The organism is Neoroseomonas marina (assembly GCF_012927745.1).
In the GTDB taxonomy this organism is placed as follows: domain Bacteria; phylum Pseudomonadota; class Alphaproteobacteria; order Acetobacterales; family Acetobacteraceae; genus Neoroseomonas; species Neoroseomonas marina.
Window position 1 is genome coordinate 1 of record NZ_JABBKX010000001.1, and the last position, 23,989, is coordinate 23,989.

26 protein-coding genes, 1 tRNA gene and 1 pseudogene are annotated in these 23,989 nt (G+C 70.6%); 12 read left to right on the forward strand and 16 right to left on the reverse strand.

The genetic code is table 11. The features are described 5' to 3' along the window. Positions 1-187: pseudogene (locus GWK16_RS00005) on the reverse strand (5-aminolevulinate synthase); the annotation flags it as partial. 305 nt (positions 188-492) lie between these two features. Between GWK16_RS00005 and GWK16_RS00010 the strand changes: the two are divergent. Then, on the forward strand, positions 493-879 hold the full coding sequence (locus tag GWK16_RS00010) for a c-type cytochrome (RefSeq protein ID WP_170051937.1): 387 nt from the start codon (positions 493-495) through the stop codon (positions 877-879). Positions 880-913: 34 nt separating this feature from the next. Here GWK16_RS00010 and GWK16_RS00015 read toward each other — a convergent pair whose 3' ends face one another. Further along, a complete protein-coding gene (locus GWK16_RS00015) occupies positions 914-1,888 on the reverse strand; it encodes a Bug family tripartite tricarboxylate transporter substrate binding protein (RefSeq protein ID WP_170051938.1) in 975 nt (324 codons plus the stop codon). A 108-nt stretch (positions 1,889-1,996) separates the two neighbouring features. After that, a complete protein-coding gene (locus tag GWK16_RS00020) occupies positions 1,997-2,698 on the reverse strand; it encodes a GntR family transcriptional regulator (RefSeq protein WP_170051939.1) in 702 nt (233 codons plus the stop codon). Positions 2,699-2,779: 81 nt separating this feature from the next. Here GWK16_RS00020 and GWK16_RS00025 point away from each other — a divergent pair, with 81 nt between their 5' ends. Continuing rightward, positions 2,780-4,108 carry an LLM class flavin-dependent oxidoreductase gene (locus GWK16_RS00025; RefSeq protein ID WP_170051940.1) on the forward strand — a complete coding sequence of 443 codons (1,329 nt, stop codon included), beginning with the start codon at positions 2,780-2,782 and terminating at the stop codon, positions 4,106-4,108. A 12-nt stretch (positions 4,109-4,120) separates the two neighbouring features. Here GWK16_RS00025 and GWK16_RS00030 read toward each other — a convergent pair whose 3' ends face one another. Beyond that, on the reverse strand, positions 4,121-5,290 hold the full coding sequence (locus tag GWK16_RS00030; RefSeq protein ID WP_170051941.1) for a glycosyltransferase family 87 protein: 1,170 nt from the start codon (positions 5,288-5,290) through the stop codon (positions 4,121-4,123). Positions 5,291-5,331: 41 nt separating this feature from the next. Next, on the reverse strand, positions 5,332-6,567 hold the full coding sequence (locus GWK16_RS00035; RefSeq protein WP_170051942.1) for an alpha-hydroxy acid oxidase: 1,236 nt from the start codon (positions 6,565-6,567) through the stop codon (positions 5,332-5,334). 171 nt (positions 6,568-6,738) lie between these two features. Here GWK16_RS00035 and GWK16_RS00040 point away from each other — a divergent pair, with 171 nt between their 5' ends. Together GWK16_RS00040 and GWK16_RS00045 are read left to right on the forward strand one after the other, a co-directional pair. Continuing rightward, on the forward strand, positions 6,739-7,491 hold the full coding sequence (locus tag GWK16_RS00040) for an SDR family NAD(P)-dependent oxidoreductase (RefSeq protein ID WP_170051943.1): 753 nt from the start codon (positions 6,739-6,741) through the stop codon (positions 7,489-7,491). Between the two features lie 63 nt (positions 7,492-7,554). After that, on the forward strand, positions 7,555-7,782 hold the full coding sequence (locus GWK16_RS00045) for a hypothetical protein (RefSeq protein ID WP_170051944.1): 228 nt from the start codon (positions 7,555-7,557) through the stop codon (positions 7,780-7,782). Positions 7,783-7,791: 9 nt separating this feature from the next. Here the strand turns inward: GWK16_RS00045 and GWK16_RS00050 are convergent, their stop codons facing one another. The 9 genes from GWK16_RS00050 to gatC all read right to left on the reverse strand — a co-directional run bounded on the left by GWK16_RS00050 (position 7,792) and on the right by gatC (position 16,262). Beyond that, positions 7,792-9,474 carry an AMP-binding protein gene (locus GWK16_RS00050; RefSeq protein WP_170051945.1) on the reverse strand — a complete coding sequence of 561 codons (1,683 nt, stop codon included), beginning with the start codon at positions 9,472-9,474 and terminating at the stop codon, positions 7,792-7,794. A 114-nt stretch (positions 9,475-9,588) separates the two neighbouring features. Then, the gene (locus GWK16_RS00055; protein ID WP_170051946.1) at positions 9,589-10,140 is read right to left on the reverse strand and encodes a hypothetical protein; all 552 of its coding nucleotides are present in this window, start codon (positions 10,138-10,140) and stop codon (positions 9,589-9,591) included. 210 nt (positions 10,141-10,350) lie between these two features. Then, positions 10,351-10,686 carry a hypothetical protein gene (locus GWK16_RS00060; protein ID WP_170051947.1) on the reverse strand — a complete coding sequence of 112 codons (336 nt, stop codon included), beginning with the start codon at positions 10,684-10,686 and terminating at the stop codon, positions 10,351-10,353. Between the two features lie 275 nt (positions 10,687-10,961). Beyond that, positions 10,962-11,054, reverse strand: a tRNA-Ser gene (locus tag GWK16_RS00065). Between the two features lie 92 nt (positions 11,055-11,146). After that, complete coding sequence (locus tag GWK16_RS00070) at positions 11,147-11,779, reverse strand: glutathione S-transferase family protein (RefSeq protein WP_170051948.1); 633 nt, start codon at positions 11,777-11,779, stop codon at positions 11,147-11,149. A 71-nt stretch (positions 11,780-11,850) separates the two neighbouring features. Beyond that, on the reverse strand, positions 11,851-12,966 hold the full coding sequence (locus tag GWK16_RS00075) for an AI-2E family transporter (protein ID WP_170051949.1): 1,116 nt from the start codon (positions 12,964-12,966) through the stop codon (positions 11,851-11,853). Positions 12,967-13,030: 64 nt separating this feature from the next. Further along, positions 13,031-14,482 carry an Asp-tRNA(Asn)/Glu-tRNA(Gln) amidotransferase subunit GatB gene (gatB, locus tag GWK16_RS00080; RefSeq protein ID WP_170051950.1) on the reverse strand — a complete coding sequence of 484 codons (1,452 nt, stop codon included), beginning with the start codon at positions 14,480-14,482 and terminating at the stop codon, positions 13,031-13,033. After that, the gene (gene gatA, locus GWK16_RS00085) at positions 14,479-15,966 is read right to left on the reverse strand and encodes an Asp-tRNA(Asn)/Glu-tRNA(Gln) amidotransferase subunit GatA (RefSeq protein WP_170051951.1); all 1,488 of its coding nucleotides are present in this window, start codon (positions 15,964-15,966) and stop codon (positions 14,479-14,481) included. Before gatA ends, gatB begins: the two co-directional genes overlap by 4 nt. Further along, complete coding sequence (gene gatC / locus GWK16_RS00090) at positions 15,966-16,262, reverse strand: Asp-tRNA(Asn)/Glu-tRNA(Gln) amidotransferase subunit GatC (protein WP_168041393.1); 297 nt, start codon at positions 16,260-16,262, stop codon at positions 15,966-15,968. Before gatC ends, gatA begins: the two co-directional genes overlap by 1 nt. 46 nt (positions 16,263-16,308) lie before the next feature. Here gatC and ruvX point away from each other — a divergent pair, with 46 nt between their 5' ends. From ruvX to GWK16_RS00115, 5 genes are all read left to right on the forward strand, one after another. Then, on the forward strand, positions 16,309-16,806 hold the full coding sequence (ruvX, locus tag GWK16_RS00095; protein ID WP_170051952.1) for a Holliday junction resolvase RuvX: 498 nt from the start codon (positions 16,309-16,311) through the stop codon (positions 16,804-16,806). Beyond that, on the forward strand, positions 16,799-17,581 hold the full coding sequence (locus GWK16_RS00100; RefSeq protein ID WP_170051953.1) for an FkbM family methyltransferase: 783 nt from the start codon (positions 16,799-16,801) through the stop codon (positions 17,579-17,581). The genes ruvX and GWK16_RS00100 overlap by 8 nt, the downstream gene beginning before the upstream one ends. Positions 17,582-17,943: 362 nt before the next feature. Further along, the gene (locus tag GWK16_RS00105; RefSeq protein WP_170051954.1) at positions 17,944-18,879 is read left to right on the forward strand and encodes an aspartate carbamoyltransferase catalytic subunit; all 936 of its coding nucleotides are present in this window, start codon (positions 17,944-17,946) and stop codon (positions 18,877-18,879) included. Then, positions 18,876-19,331 (forward strand): GNAT family N-acetyltransferase, encoded by a 456-nt coding sequence (locus tag GWK16_RS00110; protein WP_170051955.1) that lies wholly within the window; start codon positions 18,876-18,878, stop codon positions 19,329-19,331. The genes GWK16_RS00105 and GWK16_RS00110 overlap by 4 nt, the downstream gene beginning before the upstream one ends. Before the next feature lie 129 nt (positions 19,332-19,460). Further along, positions 19,461-19,634, forward strand: a complete 174-nt coding sequence (locus tag GWK16_RS00115; RefSeq protein WP_170051956.1) for a hypothetical protein — start codon at positions 19,461-19,463, stop codon at positions 19,632-19,634. 317 nt (positions 19,635-19,951) lie between these two features. Here the strand turns inward: GWK16_RS00115 and bla are convergent, their stop codons facing one another. Together bla and GWK16_RS00125 are read right to left on the reverse strand one after the other, a co-directional pair. Further along, a complete protein-coding gene (bla, locus tag GWK16_RS00120; RefSeq protein WP_170051957.1) occupies positions 19,952-20,845 on the reverse strand; it encodes a class A beta-lactamase in 894 nt (297 codons plus the stop codon). Positions 20,846-20,922: 77 nt separating this feature from the next. Next, entirely contained in the window at positions 20,923-21,354 is a 432-nt protein-coding gene (locus GWK16_RS00125; RefSeq protein WP_170051958.1) for a GFA family protein, read from the reverse strand. Between the two features lie 181 nt (positions 21,355-21,535). Between GWK16_RS00125 and GWK16_RS00130 the strand changes: the two genes are divergently transcribed. The 3 genes from GWK16_RS00130 to GWK16_RS00140 all read left to right on the forward strand — a co-directional run bounded on the left by GWK16_RS00130 (position 21,536) and on the right by GWK16_RS00140 (position 23,947). Next, positions 21,536-22,813, forward strand: coding sequence for a dihydroorotase (locus GWK16_RS00130; RefSeq protein ID WP_170051959.1), 1,278 nt, complete (start codon positions 21,536-21,538; stop codon positions 22,811-22,813). Beyond that, positions 22,810-23,406 carry a glycerol-3-phosphate 1-O-acyltransferase PlsY gene (gene plsY / locus GWK16_RS00135; RefSeq protein ID WP_170051960.1) on the forward strand — a complete coding sequence of 199 codons (597 nt, stop codon included), beginning with the start codon at positions 22,810-22,812 and terminating at the stop codon, positions 23,404-23,406. The genes GWK16_RS00130 and plsY overlap by 4 nt, the downstream gene beginning before the upstream one ends. 103 nt (positions 23,407-23,509) lie before the next feature. Then, positions 23,510-23,947, forward strand: a complete 438-nt coding sequence (locus tag GWK16_RS00140; protein ID WP_170051961.1) for an EamA family transporter — start codon at positions 23,510-23,512, stop codon at positions 23,945-23,947. Positions 23,948-23,989 lie beyond the last annotated feature (42 nt).

Consider the following 23,989-nt stretch of genomic DNA (forward strand, 5'->3'; position numbering starts at 1 on the left):
TGGGGTGCTGGCCCATGCCGAGATAGTCGTTCGAGCACCAGACGGTGACCTCGCGCGCCGCGCCGGCATCGTGGCGGATCGCGCGCGGGTACTGGCCGGCCTGGCGCTCGATGTCGGCGAAGACGCGGTAGCGGCCCTCCTTGCGGAGGGCATCGACTTCGGAACGGAACCAGGACTGGTAGTCCATATCTCGACCTCCGGGGCCATCCGGTCGCCGCAGCCGCCCCTGGCGCCCCGGTCCCGCATCTTCCCCATCAAAGCGGAGCCGGCGGCAGATGTCTTGACGCAGATCATGTCGCCGGCCCGGGCGCGGCCACGAAGGCTGCGCAGATCAGCGGGGCCATAGGACCATTCGTCCGGCCGGACAAGCACCGCGGGCATCACCGGCCGTGGCCTTGCCAGATCGGCCTGCCGGGCCCATTGCCTAGGTCCGGCCAAAGCGGGGCTGGCGCCGACGCCTCCCTGCACCGGGCTGCAAGAAAGGGAGTTCGCATGCGACGCTTGATCCTGCCGATGCTCGTGGCCGCCGCGGCCAGCCTGCCGGGCCTCGCCTCCGCCCAGTCAGGCGACGCTGCCGCCGGGCAGCGCGTGTTCAACCAGTGCCGGGCCTGCCACACCGCGGACCAGAACGGGCGCAACGGGGTCGGGCCGAACCTGTTCGGCATCGTGGGCCGCAAGGCCGGCTCGATCGAAGGCTTCCGCTATTCCGCCAACATGCGCAGCCTGGCCGATGGCGGCCTGGTGTGGTCCGAGGACCGGCTGCGGGCCTACATCGCCAACCCGAAGGCCGTCGTGCCGCAGGGCAGCATGTCCTTCCCCGGCCTGCGCAACGAGACGCAGATCAACGACCTGATGGCCTACCTCGCCACGCTGAAGTGAGGCGCGCGGCGGCGCTGCCGATGCGCGGCGCCGCCTATTCCTTCTCGATCCCGGCCATCTGCACCACGCGACCCCAGCGCTCGCGGTCCTCGGCCAGCATGCGGTCCATATCCTCCGGCGTGCCGCCGAGCGGCTCCGACCCCCAGGAGACCAGCCGCTCGCGGATCGCGGGCACCTTCACGATCGCATCGATCTCGGTGGCCAGGCGGCGGCGGATCTCGATCGGCGTGCCGGCCGGGGCGCCATAGCCCATCCAGGCATTGGCCTCGTAGCCCGGCAGGCCGGCTTCTTCCATGGTCGGCACGTCGGGCAGCAGAGAGAAGCGCCGCTTCGTCCCGACCGCGAGGGCGCGCAGCCGCCCCGCGCGGAAATCCTCGAGGAAGGCGGGCGCCTGCTCGATCACCAGCTGAATGCGCCCCGCGAGCAGGTCCGTCCGCGCCGGCGCGCCGCCACGATACTGCACCATCTCGAGTTCGATCCCGCCGGCCATGGCGCGGAACATCTCGACCGTCAGGCGGGACGCCATGCCCGAGGTCGCGAAGTTCAGGCTGCCCGGCCGCGCGCGGGCCAGCGCGATGAATTCCTGGACGTTCGCCACCGGCAGCGAGGTCGGCACCGCCATCACATAGGGGATGTTCGCGACCATGCAGACGCCGCAGAGGTCGCGGGCCGGGTCGTAGGGCAGGTTGCGGTAGACATGCCCGTTCACTGCCATCGGTCCCGGGCTGCCGGCGAGCAGCGTGTAGCCGTCCGGGGCGGCCTTCGCGACGGCATCGGCGCCGATCACGCCGAAGGCCCCGGCGCGGTTCTCGACCACCACCTGCTGGCCGAGCGGCGCGCCCAGATGATCGGCGACGAGGCGCGTCATCAGGTCCGTCGTGCCGCCCGGCGCGAAGGGCACGATCACGCGGACGGGGCGGCTGGGGTAGCCGCCCTGACCGAAGGCGGGCTGCACAAGACCTGCGGCGGCGGTGAGGCCCAGGGCCTGGCGGCGTGTGGTGATCGTCATCGGCGGCTCCGGCTCGCGGCTTGGCCGGTCGTTGCCGGCGGTGTGGTGACGACTGGCGCCCTCATCCCCGATGGCAGCCGATTTGAATTCAATTTGCAACCGCCCTTCTCAGCGCTCCTTCAGCGATCGCAGCAGCCTTGCCCCCGCATCGTGCACATGCAGGCGCAGCAACAGGCCGAGCCGCTGGCCGTCGCCGTCGCGCAGGGCCCCGAGGATGTCGCGGTGTTCCCGGTTCACCTGCTCCCGGCTGTTGGCGAGGCGGCCGCCGAGCCGGATGTAACGCTCCACCCGGTTCGCCAGCACGCCGAGCAACTCGCCCATGACCCGCATCCCGCTCGCGGCGCGGATGCGGTCGTGGAAGCGGCGGTTGTGCAGGCCGAAGGCGCGCCCGCCTTCCGGGGAGCCGGGGGGCAGCGCCTCCATGGCCAGGACCTCGGCTTCCAGCGCCACGAGATCCTCCTCGGTGCGATGCTGGGCGGCGGCCTGCCCGATGCGTTCCTCGAACAGGGCGCGGATCTCGAAGATCTCGGCGATGTCCTGCGGGTCGAGCGCGGCGACGACATAGCCGCGGCGCGGCCGATACTGCGCCAGGCCCTCGGTCTCGAGCTGCTTCAGCGCCTCGCGCACCGGCGGGCGGCTGACGCCGAGCCGGCCGGCGACATCCTCCTGCCGCAGCAGCGCGCCGGGCGGGATCGTGCCGGCGAGGATCGCCTCGCGCAGCCGCTCGGCGACGAAGGCCGGCAGGCTTTCATGGGCGTCCTGCGCGCCGGGGCGCGGTTTCGGGAGGCGGAGGTAGGGAGCACGGGTCATGGCGAAATTGAATTCAAAATGCTGGACAGCCTCGCGCAATGCAAGCAGCCTCTGGCCCGACACCGCGACCGGAGCCCCCGCATGCCGATGATCCTCGCCGCCAACGCCAATGCCCAGGGCAGCCATGTCGGGGAATGGCGCCACCCCGATGCGTGGGAGCGGCCGGCGGCGAACATCGCCAACGCGCTGCGCCTCGCGCAGATCGCGGAGGCCGGGAAGTTCGACCTGCTCTTCCTCGCCGACGGCAACGGCGTGCGGCAGATGGACAAGCCGGATCTCTTCGCCGCGACCTCGCCCTCCGACCGGCCTGGCGTCTTCGAGCCCGTCACGCTGCTCTCGGCCCTCGCGATGGCGACGCAGCACATCGGCCTCGTCGCCACGACGACCACGACCTATGATGAGCCCTTCCACGTCGCCCGCCGCTTCGCCTCCCTCGACCACATCAGCGGCGGGCGGGCGGGGTGGAACCTGGTCACCACCTCCAATCCCGGCGATGCGCTGAACTTCAGCCATGCGGAGCATGTCGCGCGCGACGAGCGGTACGAGCGCGCCAACGAATTCGCCGACGTCGTGAAGGGGCTGTGGGATTCCTGGGCCGACGACGCCTTCCCGCAGGACAAGGCGACGGGACGCTTCCTGGACCCTTCCAAGGTCCAGGTGCTCGGCCACAAGGGCAAGCACTTCCAGGTCGCGGGGCCGCTGAACGCACCGCGGCCGCCACAGGGATACCCGGTGGTCTTCTCGGCCGGTCAGTCTGAGGCCGGGCGCGACCTGTCCGCCCGCCACGCCGACTGCATCTTCGCGATCGAGGCGACGCTGCCCTCCGCGCAGGCGCTCTATGCCGACTTCAAGGGGCGGCTTGCGAAGTACGGCCGTGGCCCGGACGACCTCAAGATCCTGAGCGGTGTGACCATCATCGTCGGCGAGACGGCGCAACAGGCCGAGGACATCGCCGGGGAGCTCGACGACCTGGTGCCGCCGCCGGTCGGCGTCGACTACCTTTCCAAGATGGTCGGGCGGAGCATGAAGGACTATCCGCTCGACGGCCCCATGCCCGACTTCGAGGAGGAGCATGTCGGCCATACCGGCATCGGGCGCGCCATCGTGAAGGTGGCGAAGGAACAGGGGCTGACGGTACGCCAGACCTACCGGCGCATCCTGCCGCAGATGGCGGGCAACATGTTCAAGGGCGACGCGCGGCAGGTCGCCGACGTGATGGAGGAATGGTACCGCGGCAAGGGCTGCGACGGCTTCATGATCGCGGCGCCCGTGGTGCCGACGGGCCTCGAGCGCTTCACCCGCCTGGTGGTACCGGAACTGCAGCGCCGCGGGCTGTTCCGGCGGGAGTATGAGGGGCGGACGCTGCGGGAGAACCTGGGGCTGAAGCGCCCGCCGCGCCGGTTTGGGTGAGCCGGGCCTGGATCACGCAGTGCGGCGTGCCAGGATACCCGCGCGCCGCAGGACAAGAGCGAGCACGATGGCTGCCGGGATCGGGCCGAGGCTGATGCCGAAGGTCTGACCGATGTACATCGTGGGCGCCGGTAGAATGATGGCCGTCGCCAGGGCGAACTTCTCCCAGGCCAGAAATCCGGCCTGCCTCGCCTGCGCAAGGCACCAGAACATGGGCACCAGCAGGATGGGCAAGTCGTAGACGAAGACATAAGGCGTCACGAGGGGGGCCGCCGCGGCCATCGCCGCCACCTCGCCCTGGCCGCCCGGCCGGCGCGTGACCACCCACAGGGCTGCTGCGACGGCCCCGAGCGCGACGACCAGGTGAACGCCCATCGCCACGCCCCGGGGCGCGCCGAGTAGTTGCAACGAAGCAAACAGGCTCTGGACTTGCCACAGCGGCACGACCCCGTCCCCGCTCAGGCCCTCACCCGCAACCCGAAGTGCCGACGCAAAGGCCGTCCAGCTCTCCCAGCCCAGGACCATGGAGCTCAACGCGACCCAGCCGATCCCGGTCGCCACGGCGAAGGCGATGACCTGCCAGCGCCGCCCGACCAGCAGCGCCGGCAGCACGACCAGACCGAGTTGCGGCTTGAATGCGAGCGTTGCGATCAACGCACCGGCGGCCATGGGTCGCCGATCGAGCGTCAGTCCAGCGGCCGCGAAAAGGGATGCGGTCACGAAGCCCGTTTGCCCGGCAACGGCGACGAGCAAGGTGGCGGGCGAGAACGCCACAAGCGCGATGATCGCCGGCCAGGGCAAGACGCGGTACCGGGACAGGATCGCCACGAAGGCCCCACCCGTGATCAGCACCCACAGGCCGAAAGCGACCTTGTAGGACAGCAGAGCCAGGGGCAGGCAGAGGAGCAGGAAGGGCGGCGGATAGAAGAACGGCAGCCGGCCCGACGGCATGATGGCCTGCTGCACGGCGCCATGCTGCTGCAGGTCCCACGCATCGACCGGCCGTCCGTCGAGCGCGAGGACCGATGCGGTGTAGAAACTCAGGAAATCCGTCGGGGCACCGACCCCGTCCGCAGCAAAGACGCGGACGAAGCCGGCGAAAAGATAGAAGGCCGGCAGCAGCGCCAGCAGTGCCCCGTAGACCGCCGCGCGCCGGGCCGTCAGCCAGCGCGCGTCGCGCAACCAGGACCACGCGCCACCGCTGGGTCCAGCTGCCACGGTGGCTAGCGAACCTTCACCAGGAATTCCGGCCCGAGCTGATCCATCGCATTCGCGCCGATCAGCGCAAGGTCGCGATGGACCTCTTCCTGCAGCAGGTCGATCGCGCGCTCGACGCCGGGCTGACCGCGCACCACGGCCGCGCTCAGCATGGGCCGCCCGACGAAGACGAAGGCCGCGCCAAGCGCATAGGCCTTCATCACGTCCGTCCCGCGCCGGATGCCGCCGTCGTAGATCACGGGCAGGCCGCCCGCGACCTTCACGATCTCGGGCAGCATGCGCAGGCCGGACACCGCGCCGTCGAGCTGCCGCCCGCCATGGTTCGACACCATGAAGCCGTCGACGCCGATCTCCTTCGCACGCACCACGTCATCCGGGTGCAGCACGCCCTTGATCAGCAGCTTGCCGGGGAAGCGCTTGCGGATGAGTTCCAGATGCGGCCAGGACAGCCCGTCGCGCGCGCCGAAGGCGCGTTCGAGCTCGCGCGAGAGGATGGGCGGGCCGCGGCCGGCGTCCATGTTCTCGAAATACGGCATGCCGTGGTTCTTCAGCGTCCGGAACCAGGTGCCAAAGGCCCATTGGGGGTGCGTCGCCCCCTGCCAGAACAGCTTGAAGGTCGGCTTCAGCGGGATGGTGTAGCCGTTGCGGATGTTGTTCTCGCGGTTCGAGGAAACCTGCACGTCCACCGTGAGGACGAAGGTCTTGAACCCCGCCGCGATGACGCGGTCGACCAGCGGCTCGATGCGGGACGGCTCGCCCGGCAGGTAGGCCTGGTACCAGGCGTCGGGGTTGGCCTTCGCGATCTCCTCGAGCTTGATGAGCGAGGAGGCCGACATGATCATCGGGATGTTCTTGGCGCGCGCCGCCTGGGTCAGCACCAGGTCGCCGCGATAGGCCATCAGCGCGGAGGATCCCATCGGCGGGATGCCGAAGGGGGCGCTGTACTCCTTGCCGAACAGGCTGACGCGCGTGTGCCGCGACCGCGCATCGACCAGGCAACGGGGGATGAAGCCCCATTCGGCGAATGCACGACGATTGTCCTCGAGCGACCAGTCCGTCTCCACGCCGCCCGCGAGGTAGCCGTGCAGCATCTTCGGCAGATGCTTCGCGGCCGCACGCTCGAAATCCGCGAGCGAGAGGAACTTCGCGAGATGCGGCGGCACCGGCGGCGCCGAACGCTTCTGGGACAGGGCCTGGGTCGTGGCCGGCGCGCGGGACTGCGCAGGGCCTTCAGCGGTCATGGACGGGTCACCCGGAGTTGATTTCACGCAATTCTGGCCGCTAAGGCCCGGCGAGGCCAGAGCCCCAGGCGCGCGCAGCCCGCAAGGCAGGGCCGCCGGGCAACGGAACCACCTTCTGTCCGGCTGCCGCCCGGCCTGCGAGGATGCGGCCGCCAGACACGGAGGACCCGCATGACCGACCGCTTCGCGCGCTACCCCAGCCTCGAGGACCGCGTCGTCCTCATCACCGGCGGGGCGGGCGGCATCGGTGCCCAGATGGTCCGCCGCTTCTCGGAACAGGACGCGCGGGTCGCCTTCCTGGATTTCGACGTGCCGGGCGGCGAGGCCATGGCGGCGGCGACAGGTGCGCTCTTCCTGCCCTGCGACCTTCGGGACATCACCGCCCTCCGCGCGGCGGTGGCCGAGGTCGGGCAGCGGCTCGGCGACGTCACCGTCCTGGTCAACAACGCCGCGCGGGACGACCGCCACGGCTTCGAGACAGTGGAGCCGGACTACTGGGACGAACGCATGGCGACCAACCTGCGCCACCAGTTCTTCTGCGCCCAGGCGGTGGTGCCGATGATGCGCCGCGCCGGGGGCGGGTCGATCGTGAACCTCGGCTCCGTCTCCTGGGTGAAGGCGCAGGGCGGCATGCCGGCCTACACCACCGCGAAATCCGCGGTCCGCGGACTGACGCGCGGGCTGGCGCGGGACCTGGGCCCCGACCGGATCCGAGTGAACGAGGTGGTGCCCGGCTGGGTGTACACCGAACGTCAGATCGCGCTCTGGGTGACGCCGGAGGCCGAGGCCCGCAGCCAGGCCCAGCAATGCCTGAAGGGTCGGCTCCAGCCGGACGACATCGCGCGGATGGTGCTGTGGCTGGCAGCGGATGACAGCGCCATGGTCACCGCCCAGGCCTTCGCGGTGGATGGCGGGGGCAGCTGACCCTGCGCGGCCGGGCGGGATCATGTTCTTGATTTGTTCTTCACCTTCGCCCACTCTGCCGCCATGGTCCTCGATCTGGTGGAGCGGCCGCTGGCGCCCCCGGCGCCGGCGTGGCTGGGCGTTGCGACCCTGCGCCTGGCCCGCGCTGCGGGCGCCGCGGCGGCCGCGCGCGGTCGCCCCGCCCGGGAGGTGCGTCAGGTCGTGCAGGACGTCCTGCTCGCCCGCCACCCTGCCCTGCCGATGACCATGATCGCCGAGGCGCTGGCGGCGGCGGCCGGCGCCCCGGAGTAGCCGCGCCGGTCAGCGCAGTTCGGGGAAGTCCTCCTCCCGGAACTCGCCGGGGGACCGGGTGCCCTCGCGGAAGTGCCGCTGCTCGGCCTGGCGCAGCTCGACCCGGCGGATCTTGCCGGAGATGGTCTTGGGCAGGTCGTAGATCTCGATCCGGCGCACCCGCTTGTAGGGGGCGAGGCGTTCGCGGAGGTGCCGGAAGATCGAGGCGATGGTCTCCCGCCCCGGATCGGCGCCCTGGGCCAGCACGATGAAGGCCTTGGGCACGGCGAGGCGTACGGCATCCGGCGCGGGCACCACCGCCGCCTCGGCCACCGCCTCGTGCTCGACCAGCACGCTTTCGAGTTCGAAGGGGGAGATGCGGTAGTCGGAGGCTTTGAACACGTCGTCCGCACGGCCGACATAGGTGAAGCGGCCCTCGGCGTCCTTCGTCGCGACGTCGCCGGTGCGATACGCCCCCTGCCCCAGCGGCGCCAGCGTCCCGTCATCCTGCTGGTAGCCGCGCATCAGCCCGACCGGCGGATTGTCGAGCAGGATCGAGACCTCGCCCTCCTCCACCTCCCGGTCCTCGGGGTCGAGCAGGCGGATGCGGTAGCCGGGCGATTCATGGCCCATCGCGCCGGGTTCGACCGTCTGGCCGGGGAAGAAGCCGATCTGCAGCGTCGTCTCGGTCTGGCCGTAGCCCTCGCGGATCGTCATGCCCCAGACCTTGCGGACATGCTCGATCACCTCGGGGTTCAGCGGTTCGCCGGCCGAGCAGACTTCGCGCAACTGCCCCCGGAAGGGCGCCATGTCCTGCTGGACCAGCATCCGCCAGACGGTGGGCGGGGCGCAGAAGGTCTGCACGCCCTCCGCGGCGATCGCTTCCAGCGTGCCGCGCGCATCGAAGCGCGGCTGGTTGTTCACGAAGACCGTCGCCCCCGCGTTCCAGGGCGCGAAGAAGCAGGACCAGGCGTGCTTCGCCCAGCCCGGCGAGGAGATGTTGAGGTGCACGTCCCCCGGCTGGAGGCCCAGCCAGTACATCGTGACCAGATGCCCGACCGGATAGGATTGCTGGTCGTGCAGCACGAGCTTCGGCTTCGCCGTGGTGCCGGAGGTGAAGTACAGCAGCAGCGGGTCGGTCGCGCGCGTCGTCCCGTCCGGCGCGAAGGTGGCGCTGCCCTGCTTCACCGCGTCGTAGTCGGTCCAGCCCGGCGCGCCGCCCACCGCGATGCGCGTGACCGAGGCATCGAGCCCGTCGAACTTCGCGGCTTCCGCCGATCCGGTGACGACGTGGCGGACCCGGCCGCGGGTGAAGCGGTCGGCAAGATCGACCGGCGTGAGCAGCGTCGTCGCCGGGATCACGACGGCGCCGAGCTTCATCGCGGCGAGCATCGTCTCCCACAGCGGCACGGTGTTGCCGAGCATGATCAGGATGCGGTCGCCCCGCTTCACGCCGAGGTCGCGCAACCCGTTGGCGAGGCGCGAGGAGTCTGCGGACAGTTCGGCGAAGCTGCGCGTCGCCGCCCCGTCGCCGACGATCCTGAGCGCCGTGGAATTGCCGAGCGGCCCGCGCGCGAGTTCCGCGTCGAACCAGTCGAGCGCGTAGTTGAAGGTCTCGAGCTTCGGCCAGCGGAAGCCGCGATGCGCGCCTCCGTAATCCCCGCGATGCGCGAAGAGGAAGTCGCGCGCCTCCTTGAAGGCTGCGGTGCCCATGGACGACCCTCCCAGGGTGGCTCTTGCCGCGAGCCTAGCCGGGCGTCGGCGTCGGCGGCAAACCGAAGGATGGCGGTGTCCCGCCTTCAGGATCCGGCACGGTCGCGCTGTCCGTCAGCTCGTCCGCAGGCAGTGCGTGACACCGTCGAGAAGGCGATCGACGACCTCGGCATAGGCGCCGAAGTGGGCCGACACGCGCGCCCTGGCCGGCGGTTCGGTGATGTAGCGCGACAGGAAGTGTCGGCCCGTCTCGGCAAAGACGATGGTCTGGCGCCGATCGATCTGGCGGATGTCCTGGCGCAACACCGGCTCATAAGTGGCCATGCCGGCGTAGACCTGCCCGTAGATCGCCTGGGCGAAGCTCGTCCGCTCATCCTGGGTGAAGGGGCGCTTCCCGACGTGTCCGCGGTCCGCATAGTAGGTGATGGTGCGCGTCAGCTCCGACGCCAAGGTGCCGTTGAGCGTCGATAGCTGCGGCGCCAGGTGGTTGTCGGCGGCGATGAAGAAGGCGAAGGCGCAGTAGACGAGGACGAACGCCTCCCCGTCGTTCAGCCATGCCTCGACGAGGCCGTCCCGGCCCACGGCCTGCGCCTTCATGCCGCTGATCGTCTCGTTCACCAGGAGCAGGAAGTTCCGTTCGATGCTCTCTGACTGCTGCGTAATCATTCCGTGATCACGCCCCCACCACGTCCTGTGAATCGAGCGGAACGATAGCCGATGGGCCGCTGAACCGCACGGGGCCGCCGCGTCCGGTCAGGATCGCGAAGCGCGGTGAACGCGGCCGGAGCCGGCTGAGCGCTCCTCGGCCCAGCCGTGCCTCACTCCGAGGCGGAAGCGGTTGCCGTCAGGCCGAGGCGGGGAGACCGCTCCGACGTCTCAGGCGGAGCGCGCACCAGGATCGGTGCCGGTCTGGGCGGCGGTGGCGGCGGATGCCCGCGCGACATTCTCGCTCAGCGCTTCCTCTGCGGCGGACCAGCCCCGGCGATAACCGCGCTGCTCCGCCTCCTCGAGCAACTGGGCCAATGCCGCCCGTTCGGCGTCGCTGCGGTCGGTGCCCGAGTTGTACCACCACAGCGCGCCGCGCCACGCGACCCGGGGCAGCGACCACGCCAGAAGCACCATGACCAGCGCTCCGCCGGTCTGCAGTGCCTGCGTCACGACGCCCGCCCAATTGATTCCGTCCAACACGCCAATCTCCATCAGGTCGCGCAACGTGATCGGCGTCCCGGTCTCGTTGTCGCGGCACCGTGCAGCCGTCGGCAATAGGGCCGATTCCATTGTCGTCGCAGGGCAAGGACATCCACGCGATCATCCGTCCCTGACCACGACCAAGTTCTGCCCGCGTTGCATGCCGCACCGGCATGACGCTTGGCATGGAATTCGGCCGTTGAGCCGTCACAAAAACAGGCGCGATCGCCGTCGATCGGCCTCACCGGCGCGAAGCGCAGCGCGCCGGATCGTCAGATTATTGCGTCTTTTCAGGAGGGTGGCGGAGGGGATGGGATTCGAACCCACGATAGGACTTGACATCCTATAACGGTTTAGCAAACCGCCGCCTTCGGCCACTCGGCCACCCCTCCGCAGGAGTGGAAAGTCACACGGCGTTGCAGGGCGCTGCTTCTAACGGCGGGGGCACGGGCCGTCAAACATCCCGCGCCGCCCGCCGCAAAAACTACGACAGCGCCACCTCGAAGCCCCGCTGCGTGGCCGGACGCGCCATCATCGTCTCATACCACCGCTTCACGTTCGGCACGGTCGCAAGGTCCACCTGGTGCCGCTCATGCCGCCAGGCCCAGCCCAGAATCGCGAAATCGGCCACGCTCGGCTCGCCGGTCGTGGCGACGAAGTCGCGTCCCTCCAGCCGGCGATCCAGCACGCCATACAGGCGCACCGTCTCCTTGTGGTAACGGCCGAAGCCGTAATCCCGCGCCGGCCCCTCGGGCTGCATCAGGAAATGGTGCACCTGGCCCGGCATCGGCCCGAAGCCGCCCATCTGCCACATCAGCCATTCATAGACCGGCACCCGGTCGCGCAGGCTCTTCGGCAGGAACTTGCCCGTCTTCTCGGCGAGGTAGAGCAGGATCGCCCCGCTTTCGAACACCGTGATCGGCTGGCCGTCCGGACCGCTGGGATCCTTGATCGCCGGGATCCGGTTGTTCGGGCTGAAGGCGAGAAATTCCGGGTTGAACTGCTCGTCCTTCGAGATGTTCACGGTCTTCACCGTGTAGGGCAGCCCCATTTCCTCCAGGGCGACGCTGATCTTGCGGCCATTCGGCGTGTTCCAGGTCCAGAGCTCGATGCTCATGCGCGTATCCTCTGTGGGCGGTTGCCCGCAGGATTCGCATGCCGATCCCGGCCCGTCCATCGCAGGCGGGGTTACGCCTGGATGCGGCTGCGCCCCCTGCCCTGCCATGCGGCCAGCAATCCATGCGCCACGGCCAGAAGCGCCGGACCGACGAACAGGCCGAGGAACCCGAAAGCCACCAGGCCGCCGAACACACCCAGGATGATGAGCCCGAGTGGCATCGCGCTGCCCCGCTGGATCAGCAGCGGCCGGACGATGTTGTCGCTGCCCGACACCAGCACCCCGCCCCACACCAGCATGAACAGCGCCCAACCCACGTCGCCCTGCCCGTAGAGCCACGCCGCCGCCCCGCCCCAGGTCACGATGACGAGCGGTCCCAGCACCTGGCTGATCGAGAAGATCATCGTCAGGAAGCCGAGCACCGCCGCCCCGGGGACGCCCGCGATGGCGAGGCCCACGCCCATCAGCACCGCCTGCAGCACGCCGGTGCCCACGACGCCCCAGGCGACGCCGCGCACGGCCCCGCCAGCCGATTCGATCGCCTCGACCCCGACCGGCCCGCCCAGGCGCCCCGCGATGTCGCGGAGCTGCGCGACCATGCGGTCCCCGCTGATCCAGAACATCGTCGCGACGACGAGGGAGAGCAGCAACTGCAGGAGGCTGGCCGCCGCCTGCTGGCCGATGCCCACCAGCAGCCGCGCGATCTGTCCGCTGTACGGTTCGATCAGGGACCGCACATCGCCCTGCCAGGCCCGCAACTGCGCCCAGCCGGCGGCGGCGCGCTCGCCCACCAGCGGCAGGTCCCGCACCCAGGACGGCGCCTCGGGGGGCAGGCGCTCGACCATCTCCCGCCCGCGCGTCACGACGTCGCCGATCTGATCGGCGAGATCCGGCGCCATCATCATCATCGGCAGCGCGACGACCAGGATGACGCCGACCAGCATCGTCACCGCGGCCACGCCGGGCCGCAATCCGCGCGCGACCAGCCAGGCCCGCAGCGGCCATGTGCCGATCGCCGTGAAGGCGCCGAAGGCGATCGCCATGGCAAAGGGGGCCAGGACCAGCCCCACGCCATAGAGCAGGAGCGCCAGCAGGATCAGGACCGCCGCGCGCTCCGCCAGCAGCACGGTCTGGACGTAGCGCGCGCCCGGCGCATTGGCGTCCTCGCCCCGCGACTCGCTTTCCATGCCGGCTCCCCAGGCTCCTGCGGCCGAGCGAAGCATGCCCGGCCGCGACAGGGGAAGTCCGCTGTCAGGCCAGCTTCTTCTTCAGGACCTCGTTCACCAGGGCCGGATTTCCCTTGCCCTGCATGGCCTTCATCGTCTGGCCCACGAAGAAGCCGAACAGCTTGTCCTTGCCCGAGCGATACTCGGCGACCTTGTCGGCGTTCTTCGCCAGCACCTCGTCGATCACCGCCTCGATCGCGCCGGTGTCGGTGACCTGCTTGAGGCCGCGCTCCTCGACGATCAGCCCCGGGGCGCGGCCGGTCTCGACCATCACCTCGAAGACCTCCTTCGCGAGCTTCCCGGACAGGGTGCCGTCGGCCATCAGGTCCAGCAGGGCGCCAAGATCGGCCGCCGAGACCGGCGGTTCCGCGATCGAGGTCTTGGTCCGGTTGATGGCCGCGAACAGGTCGCCCATCACCCAGTTGGCCGCCTGCTTCGCGTCGCGTCCCTTGGCGACCGCCTCGTAATAGGCCGCGGTCTCCTTCTCGAGCGTCAGGACGTGCGCGTCATAGGGCGTGATGCCGTAATCGCGCACGTAGCGCGCGCGGCGCTGGTCCGGCAGTTCCGGCAGCGCGGCCTTGAGCTGGTCGACCCAGGACTGCTCGATCACCAGCGGCGGCAGGTCGGGGTCGGGGAAGTAGCGATAGTCGTGCGCGTCTTCCTTCGACCGCATCGACCGCGTGATGCCGCGGCCGGTGTCGAACAGCCGCGTCTCCTGTTCCACCGTGCCGCCGGATTCCCACACCTCGATCTGGCGCCGCGCCTCGGCCTCCACCGCCTGCATGACGAAGCGAATGGAGTTGACGTTCTTCACCTCGCAGCGCGTGCGGTAGCCCTCGCCCGCCTTGCGCACCGACACGTTCACGTCGGCGCGCATGGACCCTTCCTCCATGTTGCCGTCGCAGGTGCCGAGATAGCGGAGGATCTGCCGCAGCTTGGTCAGGTAGGCGCCCGCTTCCTCCGGGGACCGCATGTCGGGTTCCGACACGATCTCCATCAGCGCGACGCCCGACCGGTTCAGGTCGATGAAGGACTTGGTCGGATGCTGGTCGTGCAGCGACTTGCCCGCATCCTGTTCCAGATGCAGGCGCGTGATGCCGATGGTCTTGGTCGAACCGTCCTGCAGCTCGATATCGATCTGCCCGGTGCCGATGATCGGATGCGCGAACTGGCTGATCTGATAGCCCTGCGGCAGGTCGGCATAGAAGTAGTTCTTGCGGTCGAAGCGCGACCACAGATTGACCTGCGCATTCAGCCCGAGGCCCGTGCGCACCGCCTGCGCCACGCATTCGCGGTTGATCACCGGCAGCATGCCGGGGAAGCCGGCATCGACGAAGGACACCTGGCTGTTCGGCTCGGCGCCGAATTCCGTCGCCGCGCCGGAGAACAGCTTCGCGTTGCTGACAACCTGGGCATGGACCTCGAGCCCGATGACCAGTTCCCAGGGGCCGGTCTCGCCCTCGATGGTGTAGCTCATGCCCCGGCCCTCATGCCCGGAAGTGCCTTGAAGTCGGCCGCGCGCTCGATGGCCGCACCGACGGCGAAGACGGTCTCCTCGTCGAACGGCCGCCCCAGCACCTGCAGCCCCAGCGGCAGACCCTGCGGGTCGAGCCCCGCCGGGACCGACAGCCCGGGCAGGCCCGCGAGGTTCGCCGTCACGGTGAACACGTCGTTGAGGTACATCTGCACGGGGTCGTCGGACCCCTCGCCTTCGGCAAAGGCGGCACTCGGCGTCGCCGGCGCGAGGATCGCATCCACCTTCGACCAGGCCTCGCGGAAGTCCCGCGCGATCAGCGCACGCACCTTCTGCGCCTTCAGGTAGTAGGCGTCGTAGTAGCCGGCGGACAGCACATAGGTGCCGATCATGATCCGCCGCCGCACCTCCGGCCCGAAGCCCGCGGCCCGGGTGCGCTCATACAGGTCGCGCAGGTCGGACTCCTTCTCCGCGGCGCGCAGCCCGAACCGCACCCCGTCATACCGCGCGAGGTTCGACGACGCCTCGGCCGGTGCGACGATGTAGTAGGTCGGCAGCGCGTATCCCGCATGCGGCAGGGAGATCTCGACGATCTCCGCGCCCGCGTCGCGAAGCCAATCCAGGCCCTGCCGCCACAGCTTCTCGATCTCCGCCGGCATGCCGTCGATGTGGTATTCCTTCGGCACCCCGATGCGCAGGCCCTTCACCGACCGCGTGCAGGCCGCGGCGAAATCCGGCACCGCGCGGTCCGCACTCGTCGAATCCTTCGGATCGTGCCCGGCCATGGACCGCAGCAGCACCGCGCAATCCTCGACGGTCCGCGCGAAGGGGCCGGCCTGATCGAGCGAGGATGCATAGGCGACGATCCCGAAGCGCGAGCAGCGCCCGTAGGTCGGCTTGATGCCCGCAATGCCGCAGAAGGCGGCGGGCTGGCGGATCGATCCGCCGGTATCCGTCCCGGTCGCGCCCAGCACCATGCGGGCCGCGACGGCCGCGGCCGAACCGCCGGACGACCCGCCCGGCACCAGGCGCGCATCCGGGTCGTTCCGCCGCGACCAGGGATTCAGGACCGCCCCATAGGCGCTCGTCAGGTTCGACGATCCCATGGCGAATTCGTCGAGGTTCGCCTTGCCCAGGAACACCGCGCCGTCCCGCTTCAGCTGGGCGGTGACGGTGCTCTCGTAGGGCGGAATGAAGCCGTCCAGGATCTTCGACCCGGCCGTCGTCTGCACACCCTCGGTGCAGAACAGGTCCTTGATCGCGAGGGGAATGCCCTCGAGGGGGCCGGCCTCGCCCCGCGCGCGCTTCGCGTCCGAGGCGCGCGCCGCCTCGATCGCGTGTTCCGCGGTCACGGTGATCAGCGCGTTGATCTTCGGGTTCAGCGCCTCGATCGCCGCGACATGGGCCCGGGTCAGCTCTTCGGCCGAGATCACGCCTTCCTCGAGCGCGGCCACCGCGCCGGCAATGGTGAAATCCGTCGGATGCATCACTCGACCACCTTCGGCACGCCGAAATACTCGCCCTCGCGATCGGGGGCATTGGCCAGGACCTTCGGGGCGATGCCGCCATCGGTCACGACATCGTCGCGCATCGGCATGGCGGCGATGCCTTCGGGATTGCCGCCGGCCATCGGCTCCACGCCGTCGGTGTTCACCGCCTGCAGTTGCTCGATCCAGCCCAGGATGCCGTTGAGCTCGCCCTGCACGCGGGCGACCTCCTCTTCCGGCAGGCGGATGCGGGCAAGGGCGGCGACGCGCCGCACGGTGGCGGTATCGAGGGACATTACTCTCTGCTTCCAGGGAAACGGGCGGCGGACCATAAGGCCGCGCATGGCCATCATCAACCTGAAGGACCTGCGCGCGGACCTCGGCCGGAACGAACGGCTGATCGGCCTCGACCCGGGAACCAAGACGATCGGCGTGGCGCTGTCGGACGTCACGCTGATGCTGGCGAGCCCCTATGGCAGCCTCAGGCGCGGGAAGCTCGCCGCCAACGCGGCCGAGATCGCCGCCATCGCGAGGAAGGAAGGCGCGGCGGGCCTCGTGGTCGGCCTCCCGCTGTCCATGGACGGGACCATGGGTCCGGCGGCCCAGGCGGCGAAGGACTGGGCGCGGGCCGTGTCGGACGCCACCGGCCTGCCCTGCGCGCTGTTCGACGAGCGTCTCTCCTCGGCCGCCGTGAACCGGATGCTGATCAGCGAAGCGGACCTGACACGGGCAAAGCGGGCCGAAGCCGTGGACCGCGCCGCGGCGGCGTATATGCTCCAATCCGCCCTGGACGCGACGAGGCCTGCGCCAGGGGGGAGAGACATGGAGGGCGATGGCTGATGTGACGGCTGCGGTCGGACAGCCCGGCCGCCCTTGGATGCCGCCCTCCTCCTTCAAGGAGCGGTTGAAGTCCCTGCTCGTGCCGCCGCGCCTCGGCCTGCGCTGGGCCCTGGCCCGGGAGATGCTCCGCGGGGAGCGCGAGATCCACCTGGTGCCGCGCCTGGCCGATCCGCGCCGGGTATCGCTCGATATCGGCGCCAACCGGGGCGTCTGGACCGAGGCCCTGCGGCGGCATTCCCGCGCCGTCGTCGCCTTCGAACCGAACCCCAAGATCTTCGCCGACCTTCGGCGCCGCATCGGACCGGGTGTCACCGCCCTGCCCCACGCCCTGTCGGACCGCAGCGGGACCGGCGAGCTCCGCATTCCGCGTCGGCGCCGGGGCTTTTCGAACCAGGGCGGGACGCTTGCGCATGAGAGCCTCGGCGATGCGGCCTTCGGCGCCGTCGCCGTGGAGCTGCGCCGGCTCGACGAGCTGGACCTCGGCGATGTCGGGCTGATCAAGATCGATGTCGAGGGCCATGAACTCGCGGTGCTGCGCGGTGGTGCCCGGCTGATCGCGCGCTGCCGGCCGGTGCTGATCGTCGAGATGGAGGAAAAGCACCTCGGCCGGCCGATCGCCGGCGCGCTCGCCGAGGTCGCGGCCCTCGGCTACGAGCCCTGTGCCCTGCGGGGTGGCGTGCCGGTGCCGGTGTCGCGATTGGACCTCGCCCGGCTCCATGGCCCCGGCGTCGCGCCGCAGGACTACGTCTTCAATTGGGTCTTCCTGCCCCGCTGAACCCGGCGGCGTGATGGGAGCGCGGCCGATGCCCGCGACGGACGCGCCGGTCGGATCCCTGTGGCCGGGCACCTTCTCGCCCAGCCCGGCACCCGCCTGGCGGTGGCAGGGGTCGGTGCCAGGACGCCGTTCCGCCGGTCGCTGCTGATCCCAGGGGGTCGAGGCCTTTCCGTCCGGCGGCTGCGCCGTCGAGGTCCGGCCGGGGAAGGACGACGCGGGCGACCGCACCTGGCGGACCCTGATCCGCGCCGCAGATGGCCGCGAAAGGCTCGTGCGGGAAAGTCCGCCATGGGAGGAGCAGGACGCCCTGGCCGCCCGGGTGACCCTGGCCGAATCCGGCCCGGCAGCCTAAGGTCCGCCCCGTGTCCTACCCGTCCAAACACCTCCTCGCCATCGAGGGCCTCGAGCCGCCGCACATCGCGGACCTGCTCGATCTCGCCGAGTCCTATGCGCTGCTGAACCGCAGCGGGAAGACGCAGCGCGACCTGCTCAAGGGCCGCACGCTGATCAACCTGTTCTTCGAGGACAGCACCCGCACGCGGACCTCCTTCGAACTCGCCGGCAAGCGGCTGGGCGCGGACGTGATCAACATGTCCGTCAGCACCAGCAGCGTGAACAAGGGGGAGACGCTGCTCGACACCGCCTCGACCCTGAACGCGATGCAGTGCGACCTGTTGGTGATCCGGCATGCGCAGTCGGGCGCGCCGGCGCTGCTGTCGCAGAAGGTCGATGCGGCGGTGATCAACGCCGGTGACGGCACGCATGAGCACCCGACCCAGGCGTTGCTCGACGCGCTGACCATCCGCCGCCACAAGGGCAGCCTGCAGGGCCTGGTGGTCGCGATCTGCGGCGACATCGCCCATTCGCGCGTCGCGCGGTCCAACATCCACCTGCTGACGACAATGGGCAGCCGGGTGCGGGTCGTCGGGCCGCCGACGCTGATCCCGGCGGACGCCGCGCGGCTCGGCGTCGAGGTCTTCCACGACATGAAGGCGGGCCTGAAGGACGCCGACGTCGTGATGATGCTGCGCCTGCAGCGCGAACGCATGTCCGGCGGCCTCGTTCCCTCGGCGCGCGAGTTCTTCCGCTTTTACGGCCTGGACGCCGAGAAGCTCGCCGTCGCGAAGCCGGACAGCATCGTGATGCATCCGGGGCCGATGAACCGTGGCGTCGAGATCGACAGCGCCATCGCCGACCACCCGACGCGCAGCGTGATCGGGGAACAGGTGGAAATGGGCGTCGCCTGCCGCATGGCGGTGCTCGACGTGCTGGCGCGGCGGCTGCCGCGGAACCGGTGACCCCGCGCCGCGCCCGGCCCGAGGAGGCCGCGGCGCTGCGCGATCTCGTCCGCGCCGCCTATGCCGAATGGGTGCCGCTGATCGGGCGTGAGCCCGGCCCGATGACGGACGACTACGTTGCGCGCATCGCCGCAGGCGAGGCCTGGGTGATGGAGGCCGAGGGCACCCTTGCCGCCGCGATCATCCTCGAGGACTCCGACGGCGCGCTGCTGCTCGACAACATCGCGATCGCGCCGTCCACGCGCGGCCGCGGCCTGTTCCGGCACCTGATGGACTTCGCCGAGGCCGAGGCGCGCCGCCGCGGGCATCCCTGCATCCGCCTCTATACGCATGAGCGGATGGCGCGGAACGTCGCGCTCTATCTCGCCCTGGGCTACGTCGAGACGCGCCGGGCCGAGCAGGACGGCTTCCCCCGGGTGTTCATGGAGAAGCCCCTCGGCACCGCGGCATGACGTCTGCCGGTCGACGAACCACCGGCCGCTGGGCGGCGGTCGCGTGCATGCTGCATACGGATATCGGGAAGAACTCTGTCGTTCGTCCCACCCGCGGCGCACTCGTGGTGGCCGGCCCTGGGGGTCGTGATGTCCCCCGGCATCGCCGCGCTCCTTCTATCCGCCGGCTGCGAGCGCCGGACCATGCTGCGCGACTGGCCGAGAGCCGATGCGGAGGTCGTTGCCGTTGTGCGCGAGCATGCCGGTAAGGGCGGCCCCTTCTTCGACCTCGAGCTCCGCGCAGCCTTGCCGGATGGCCGCTAGGCCACAGGCCATACGATCAAACCTCATCCGCTCCGCACATCCTGGTCGGAACCTCGCCGCCGCCCCGAACCGGGTGACAGGCTGACCGTGGCGCTGGACCCGCTGGACCGTCGGCGGATGGCGACCCTCGCAAGCATCGGCGGATCGACGGGACTTGTCCTTTGGGGGTTGGCATTCGTGACCTTTTCGGCCTTCAGCCTGCTCGGGCTCGCAGCAGGCCTTCATGTTCGCCGCCATGACGGCGCGGGCGGCCCACGTCAGCCGGACCGCCACTGACGCACAGCCACCCCGTCGGGGAATGCCTGCGACGCCCGCGGTTAGCCCGCGCCATAGGCCGTGAAGATCGCGGCGGCGACCTCGGCCAGCACCGCGTCGCGCGCCGCCAAGGTCTGCTGCGGTCCCTCGGCCAGGTAGGCCGTCACCAGCAACGGCGCCTGCCCGCCTGAGGGCCAGATCACGGCGGCGATGCCCCGGGTGTTGAAGCCGCCGGCGCCGCTGCGGTCGCCGATGCGCCAGCCCTGCGGCAGCCGCGCCCGGAACAGCCCCCCGCTGACCCGGTTGCCTTCCATCAGGGCGACGAGCCGTGCGCGGGACGCCGCCGACAGGACCTCCCCCAGCGTCAGCGCCCGCATCGTGGCGAGCATCGCCGCCGGGCTGGTGGTGTCCCGGGGATCGCCCGGCCGGGCCTCGTTCAGCGCCGTTTCCATGCGATCCAGCCGGGTGACGGCATCGCCGTGCCGGCGCAGGAAGGCGGTCAGCCCCTCCGGCCCGCCGATCGCCGTCAGCAGCAGGTTCGCCGCGGTGTTGTCGCTGAGGGTCATCATCGCCTCGAGCAGGGCGGCGACCGTCATGCCCTCCCCGCCCACCTGGCCTTCGGTGACCGGCGAATAGGTGACGAGATCCCCCCGCCCGAAGCGGATGCGGCGATCGAGGCTGTCCTGCCCCGCGTCGATCCGGGCGAGAACCGCACCGGCGGCGAGCATCTTGAAGGTGCTCGCCATCGGAAAGCGGTCGCCGCTGCGGTGTTCGGCCGCGCGGCGATGGCCGAGGTCGAGCACCGCGACGCCGAGACGCCCGCCCTCGCGCCGCTCGATCCGCGCGAATTCGGCCGGCAGCCCCGCCCAGGCGGATTGCGCCGATACGGGCGCGGCGCCAGCGGCGACGCCGATGGCCGCGCCGATGGCGCCGATACAGTCGCGTCTGCCGCGCATCTCAACCCTTCCCGCACCGTCCGGAGCGCGTCGTCTAGGACGGCGGTGGGAAGGGGCAAAGCCCGCCGACGGTCCGATCACGCAGGTTTGGGCTTGAGCGCCCCGGCCGCCCGGCCCTGCGCATAATGCTCGATCCCGGGCGGCAGCAGGACCCAGCGGTGCATCGTCTCCTCGAAGACCGAGGCGGTGGGCGCTGGGAAGTCGGGATCCGCGAAGGCGCCCACCACCACCATGCATAGGCCCGGGAACTTCTCGCCCTGCGAGAAGACGGTGGTGCCGCAGTCGGGGCAGAAATGATGGCGCACCTTCCGCCCTTCCTGCCCGTCCCGGACATAGACACGGTGCGCGCCCTCCAGCCGCACGTCGGCGGTCCGGAAGAAGGCGTTGCAGGTGAGCGGCACGCCCGAGCGGCGCTGGCAGTCCCTGCAGTGACAGATCGTCACCCCCTGCGGCGGCGCCGAGACGATGGCGCGCAACCCACCGCAGAGGCACTGGGCGGTCCTGTTCATGGGACGTCTCCCTGCCGCGCAAGGGTTGCGGGCTTGTGCCGTGGCGCGGGGCATCGGCCGGGGGAGGCGAGCACGTCGCCGGGCCGCGGCACACAGGAAAAACGCCCCAGGGGCCGGAACGGCCGGCGGGACGCACGGCGCCCCATGGCAGGACTCGGCCGCCCGTCTATAACCGCTCCCGATGCGCGACCTCCTGATCACCAATGCCCGCCTGCTCGACCCTGCCTCCGGCCTCGACGGCCCGGGCGCGCTGCTGGTGCGGGACGGCGTCATCGCCGATCTCGGCCCGGGGCTGACGGCGCCCGAGGGCGCCGAGGTGCTCGACGCCGCCGGCTGCTGCCTGGCGCCGGGTCTCGTGGACCTGCGCGCGAATGTCGGCGAGCCCGGCTCGGAGCACCGGGAGAGCATCGCGAGTGCCGCCGCCGCCGCCGCCGCGGGGGGCATCACGACGCTCTGTGTCCTGCCCGACACCGACCCGGCGCTGGACGACCCCGCCCTGCTGTCCTTTATGGTCCGCCGCGGCGAGGCGACCGGCTCGGTCAGCCTGCTGCCCTATGGCGCGGCGACGGCCGGCTGCGCGGGCAAGGAACTGGCGGAATTCGGCCTGCTGCGGGAAGCCGGCGCGATCGCCTTCACCGATGGGGCCAAGGCGATCGGGAATGCGCGGACGATGCGCCTCGCCCTGTCCTACGCGCGGGCCTTCGGCGCCTTCGTGGTGCAGCACCCGGAGGAACCCACGCTCGCCGCCGGTGGCGCCGCGACCGAGGGCGAGCTCGCCACCCGCCTCGGCCTGCCCGCCATACCGCCCGCCGCCGAGGCGATGATGGTCGCGCGCGACATCGCGCTCGCCCGAATCACTGGCGGGCATGTCCATTTCGCCCATGTCTCGACCATCGCCGCGCTGGACCTGATCCGCGCCGCGAAGGCCGAGGGGCTGCAGGTCACGGCCGATACCGCGCCGCCCTATTTCGACCTGAACGAGACGGCGATCGGCGACTACCGCACCTACGCGAAGCTTTCGCCCCCGCTGCGCACCGAGGCCGACCGGCAGGCGATCGTCGCCGCGCTGAAGGACGGGACGCTGGACGCCATCGCCTCGGACCATCAGCCGCGGGATGCCGACGACAAGCGCCTGCCCTTCGCCCAGGCCGAGGCCGGCGGCGCGGGCCTCGCGACGCTGCTCGGCGTGACGCTCGCCCGCGTGCATGGCGGGGACCTGACCATGCTCGAGGCGCTGGCGCTGCTCACCTGCAAGCCCGCTGCGCTGCTCGGCCTGCCGGTTGGGCGGCTCGCCAAGGGCGCGCCTGCGGACCTCGTGCTGTTCCATCCCGACCGCGGCTGGAAGGTCGAGGCCGGGAAGCTGCCGGGCAAGGCGCAGAACTCGCCCTTCGACGGGCGGGCCCTGGAAGGTCGCGTCTTCGGCACCTGGAAGGCCGGGCGCCGGGTCTTCCCGGCATGACCGACCCGTCCATCGCCTTCGCGCTCGCCCTGGTGGGCGGGTACCTGATCGGGTCGATCCCGTTCGGCCTGCTGCTGACGCGCGCGGCCGGGCTCGGCGACATCCGCGGCATCGGGTCGGGCAACATCGGCGCGACGAACGTGCTGCGGACTGGGCGCAAAGGCCTCGCCATCGCGACCCTGCTGCTCGATGCGCTGAAGGGCGTGGCGGCGGTGCTGCTGGCGCGGTGGTTCCTCGGCGACCAGGACCTCGTCGCCGGGACCGCGGCGGTGCTCGGCCACACCATGCCCGTCTGGCTCGGCTTCAAGGGCGGCAAGGGTGGGGCGACCGGGCTTGGCGTGTGCCTCGCCGCGATGTGGCCGGTCGGGCTCGCCTGCATGGCGATCTGGTTGATCTCGGCCAGGGTGACGCGGATTTCCTCGGCCGCGACGCTCATCGGCGTGGCCTCCGCGCCGGTGCTGGCTCTGATGCTGTCGGACACCGAGCATGCGCTGCTCGCCCTGCTGGTCGGAATCCTGATCTTCTGGAAGCACGAGGCCAACATCCGCCGCCTGATCGCGGGCACCGAGCCGCGGATCGGCCAGAAGGGCTGAACGGCGCGATCATCGCGCCGCCCATTCCGGACATGCGCCCACGGCCCTAGCCTGCCCTTGGCGGTGCGCGTGGCGCGCCCCGTCCTGCGCGGGAGGCGACGGCATGCGTACCTGGCTCCTCGGGTCCTGGTCCTTCTGGGCGCTGCTGTCGGCCGGCTTCGCCGCGCTGACCGCGATCTTCGCGAAGGTCGGCGTGGCCAATGTCGGGTCGGACTTCGCGACCTTCGTGCGCACCATCGTCGTCATCGTCGCGCTCGGCGGCATCCTGACCGCGACGCAGGGCTGGCAGGACCCCGGCAGCGTGCCGTCGCGGACCTGGATCTTCCTGGTGCTGTCGGGGCTCGCCACCGGCGCGTCCTGGGTCTGCTACTTCCGGGCGCTGAAGCTCGGCGATGCGGCGCGGGTGGCGCCGATCGACAAGCTGTCGGTCGTGCTGGTGGCGGTCTTCGGCGTGGTGTTCCTGGGCGAGCGCCTGGCGGCGGTGAACTGGCTCGGCGTCGCGCTGATCGCGGCGGGGGCCGTGCTCGTGGCGCTGAAGTGACGCGCGGCGTTCCTTCGGCGCGCACCTGAGCATCGCGGCGCG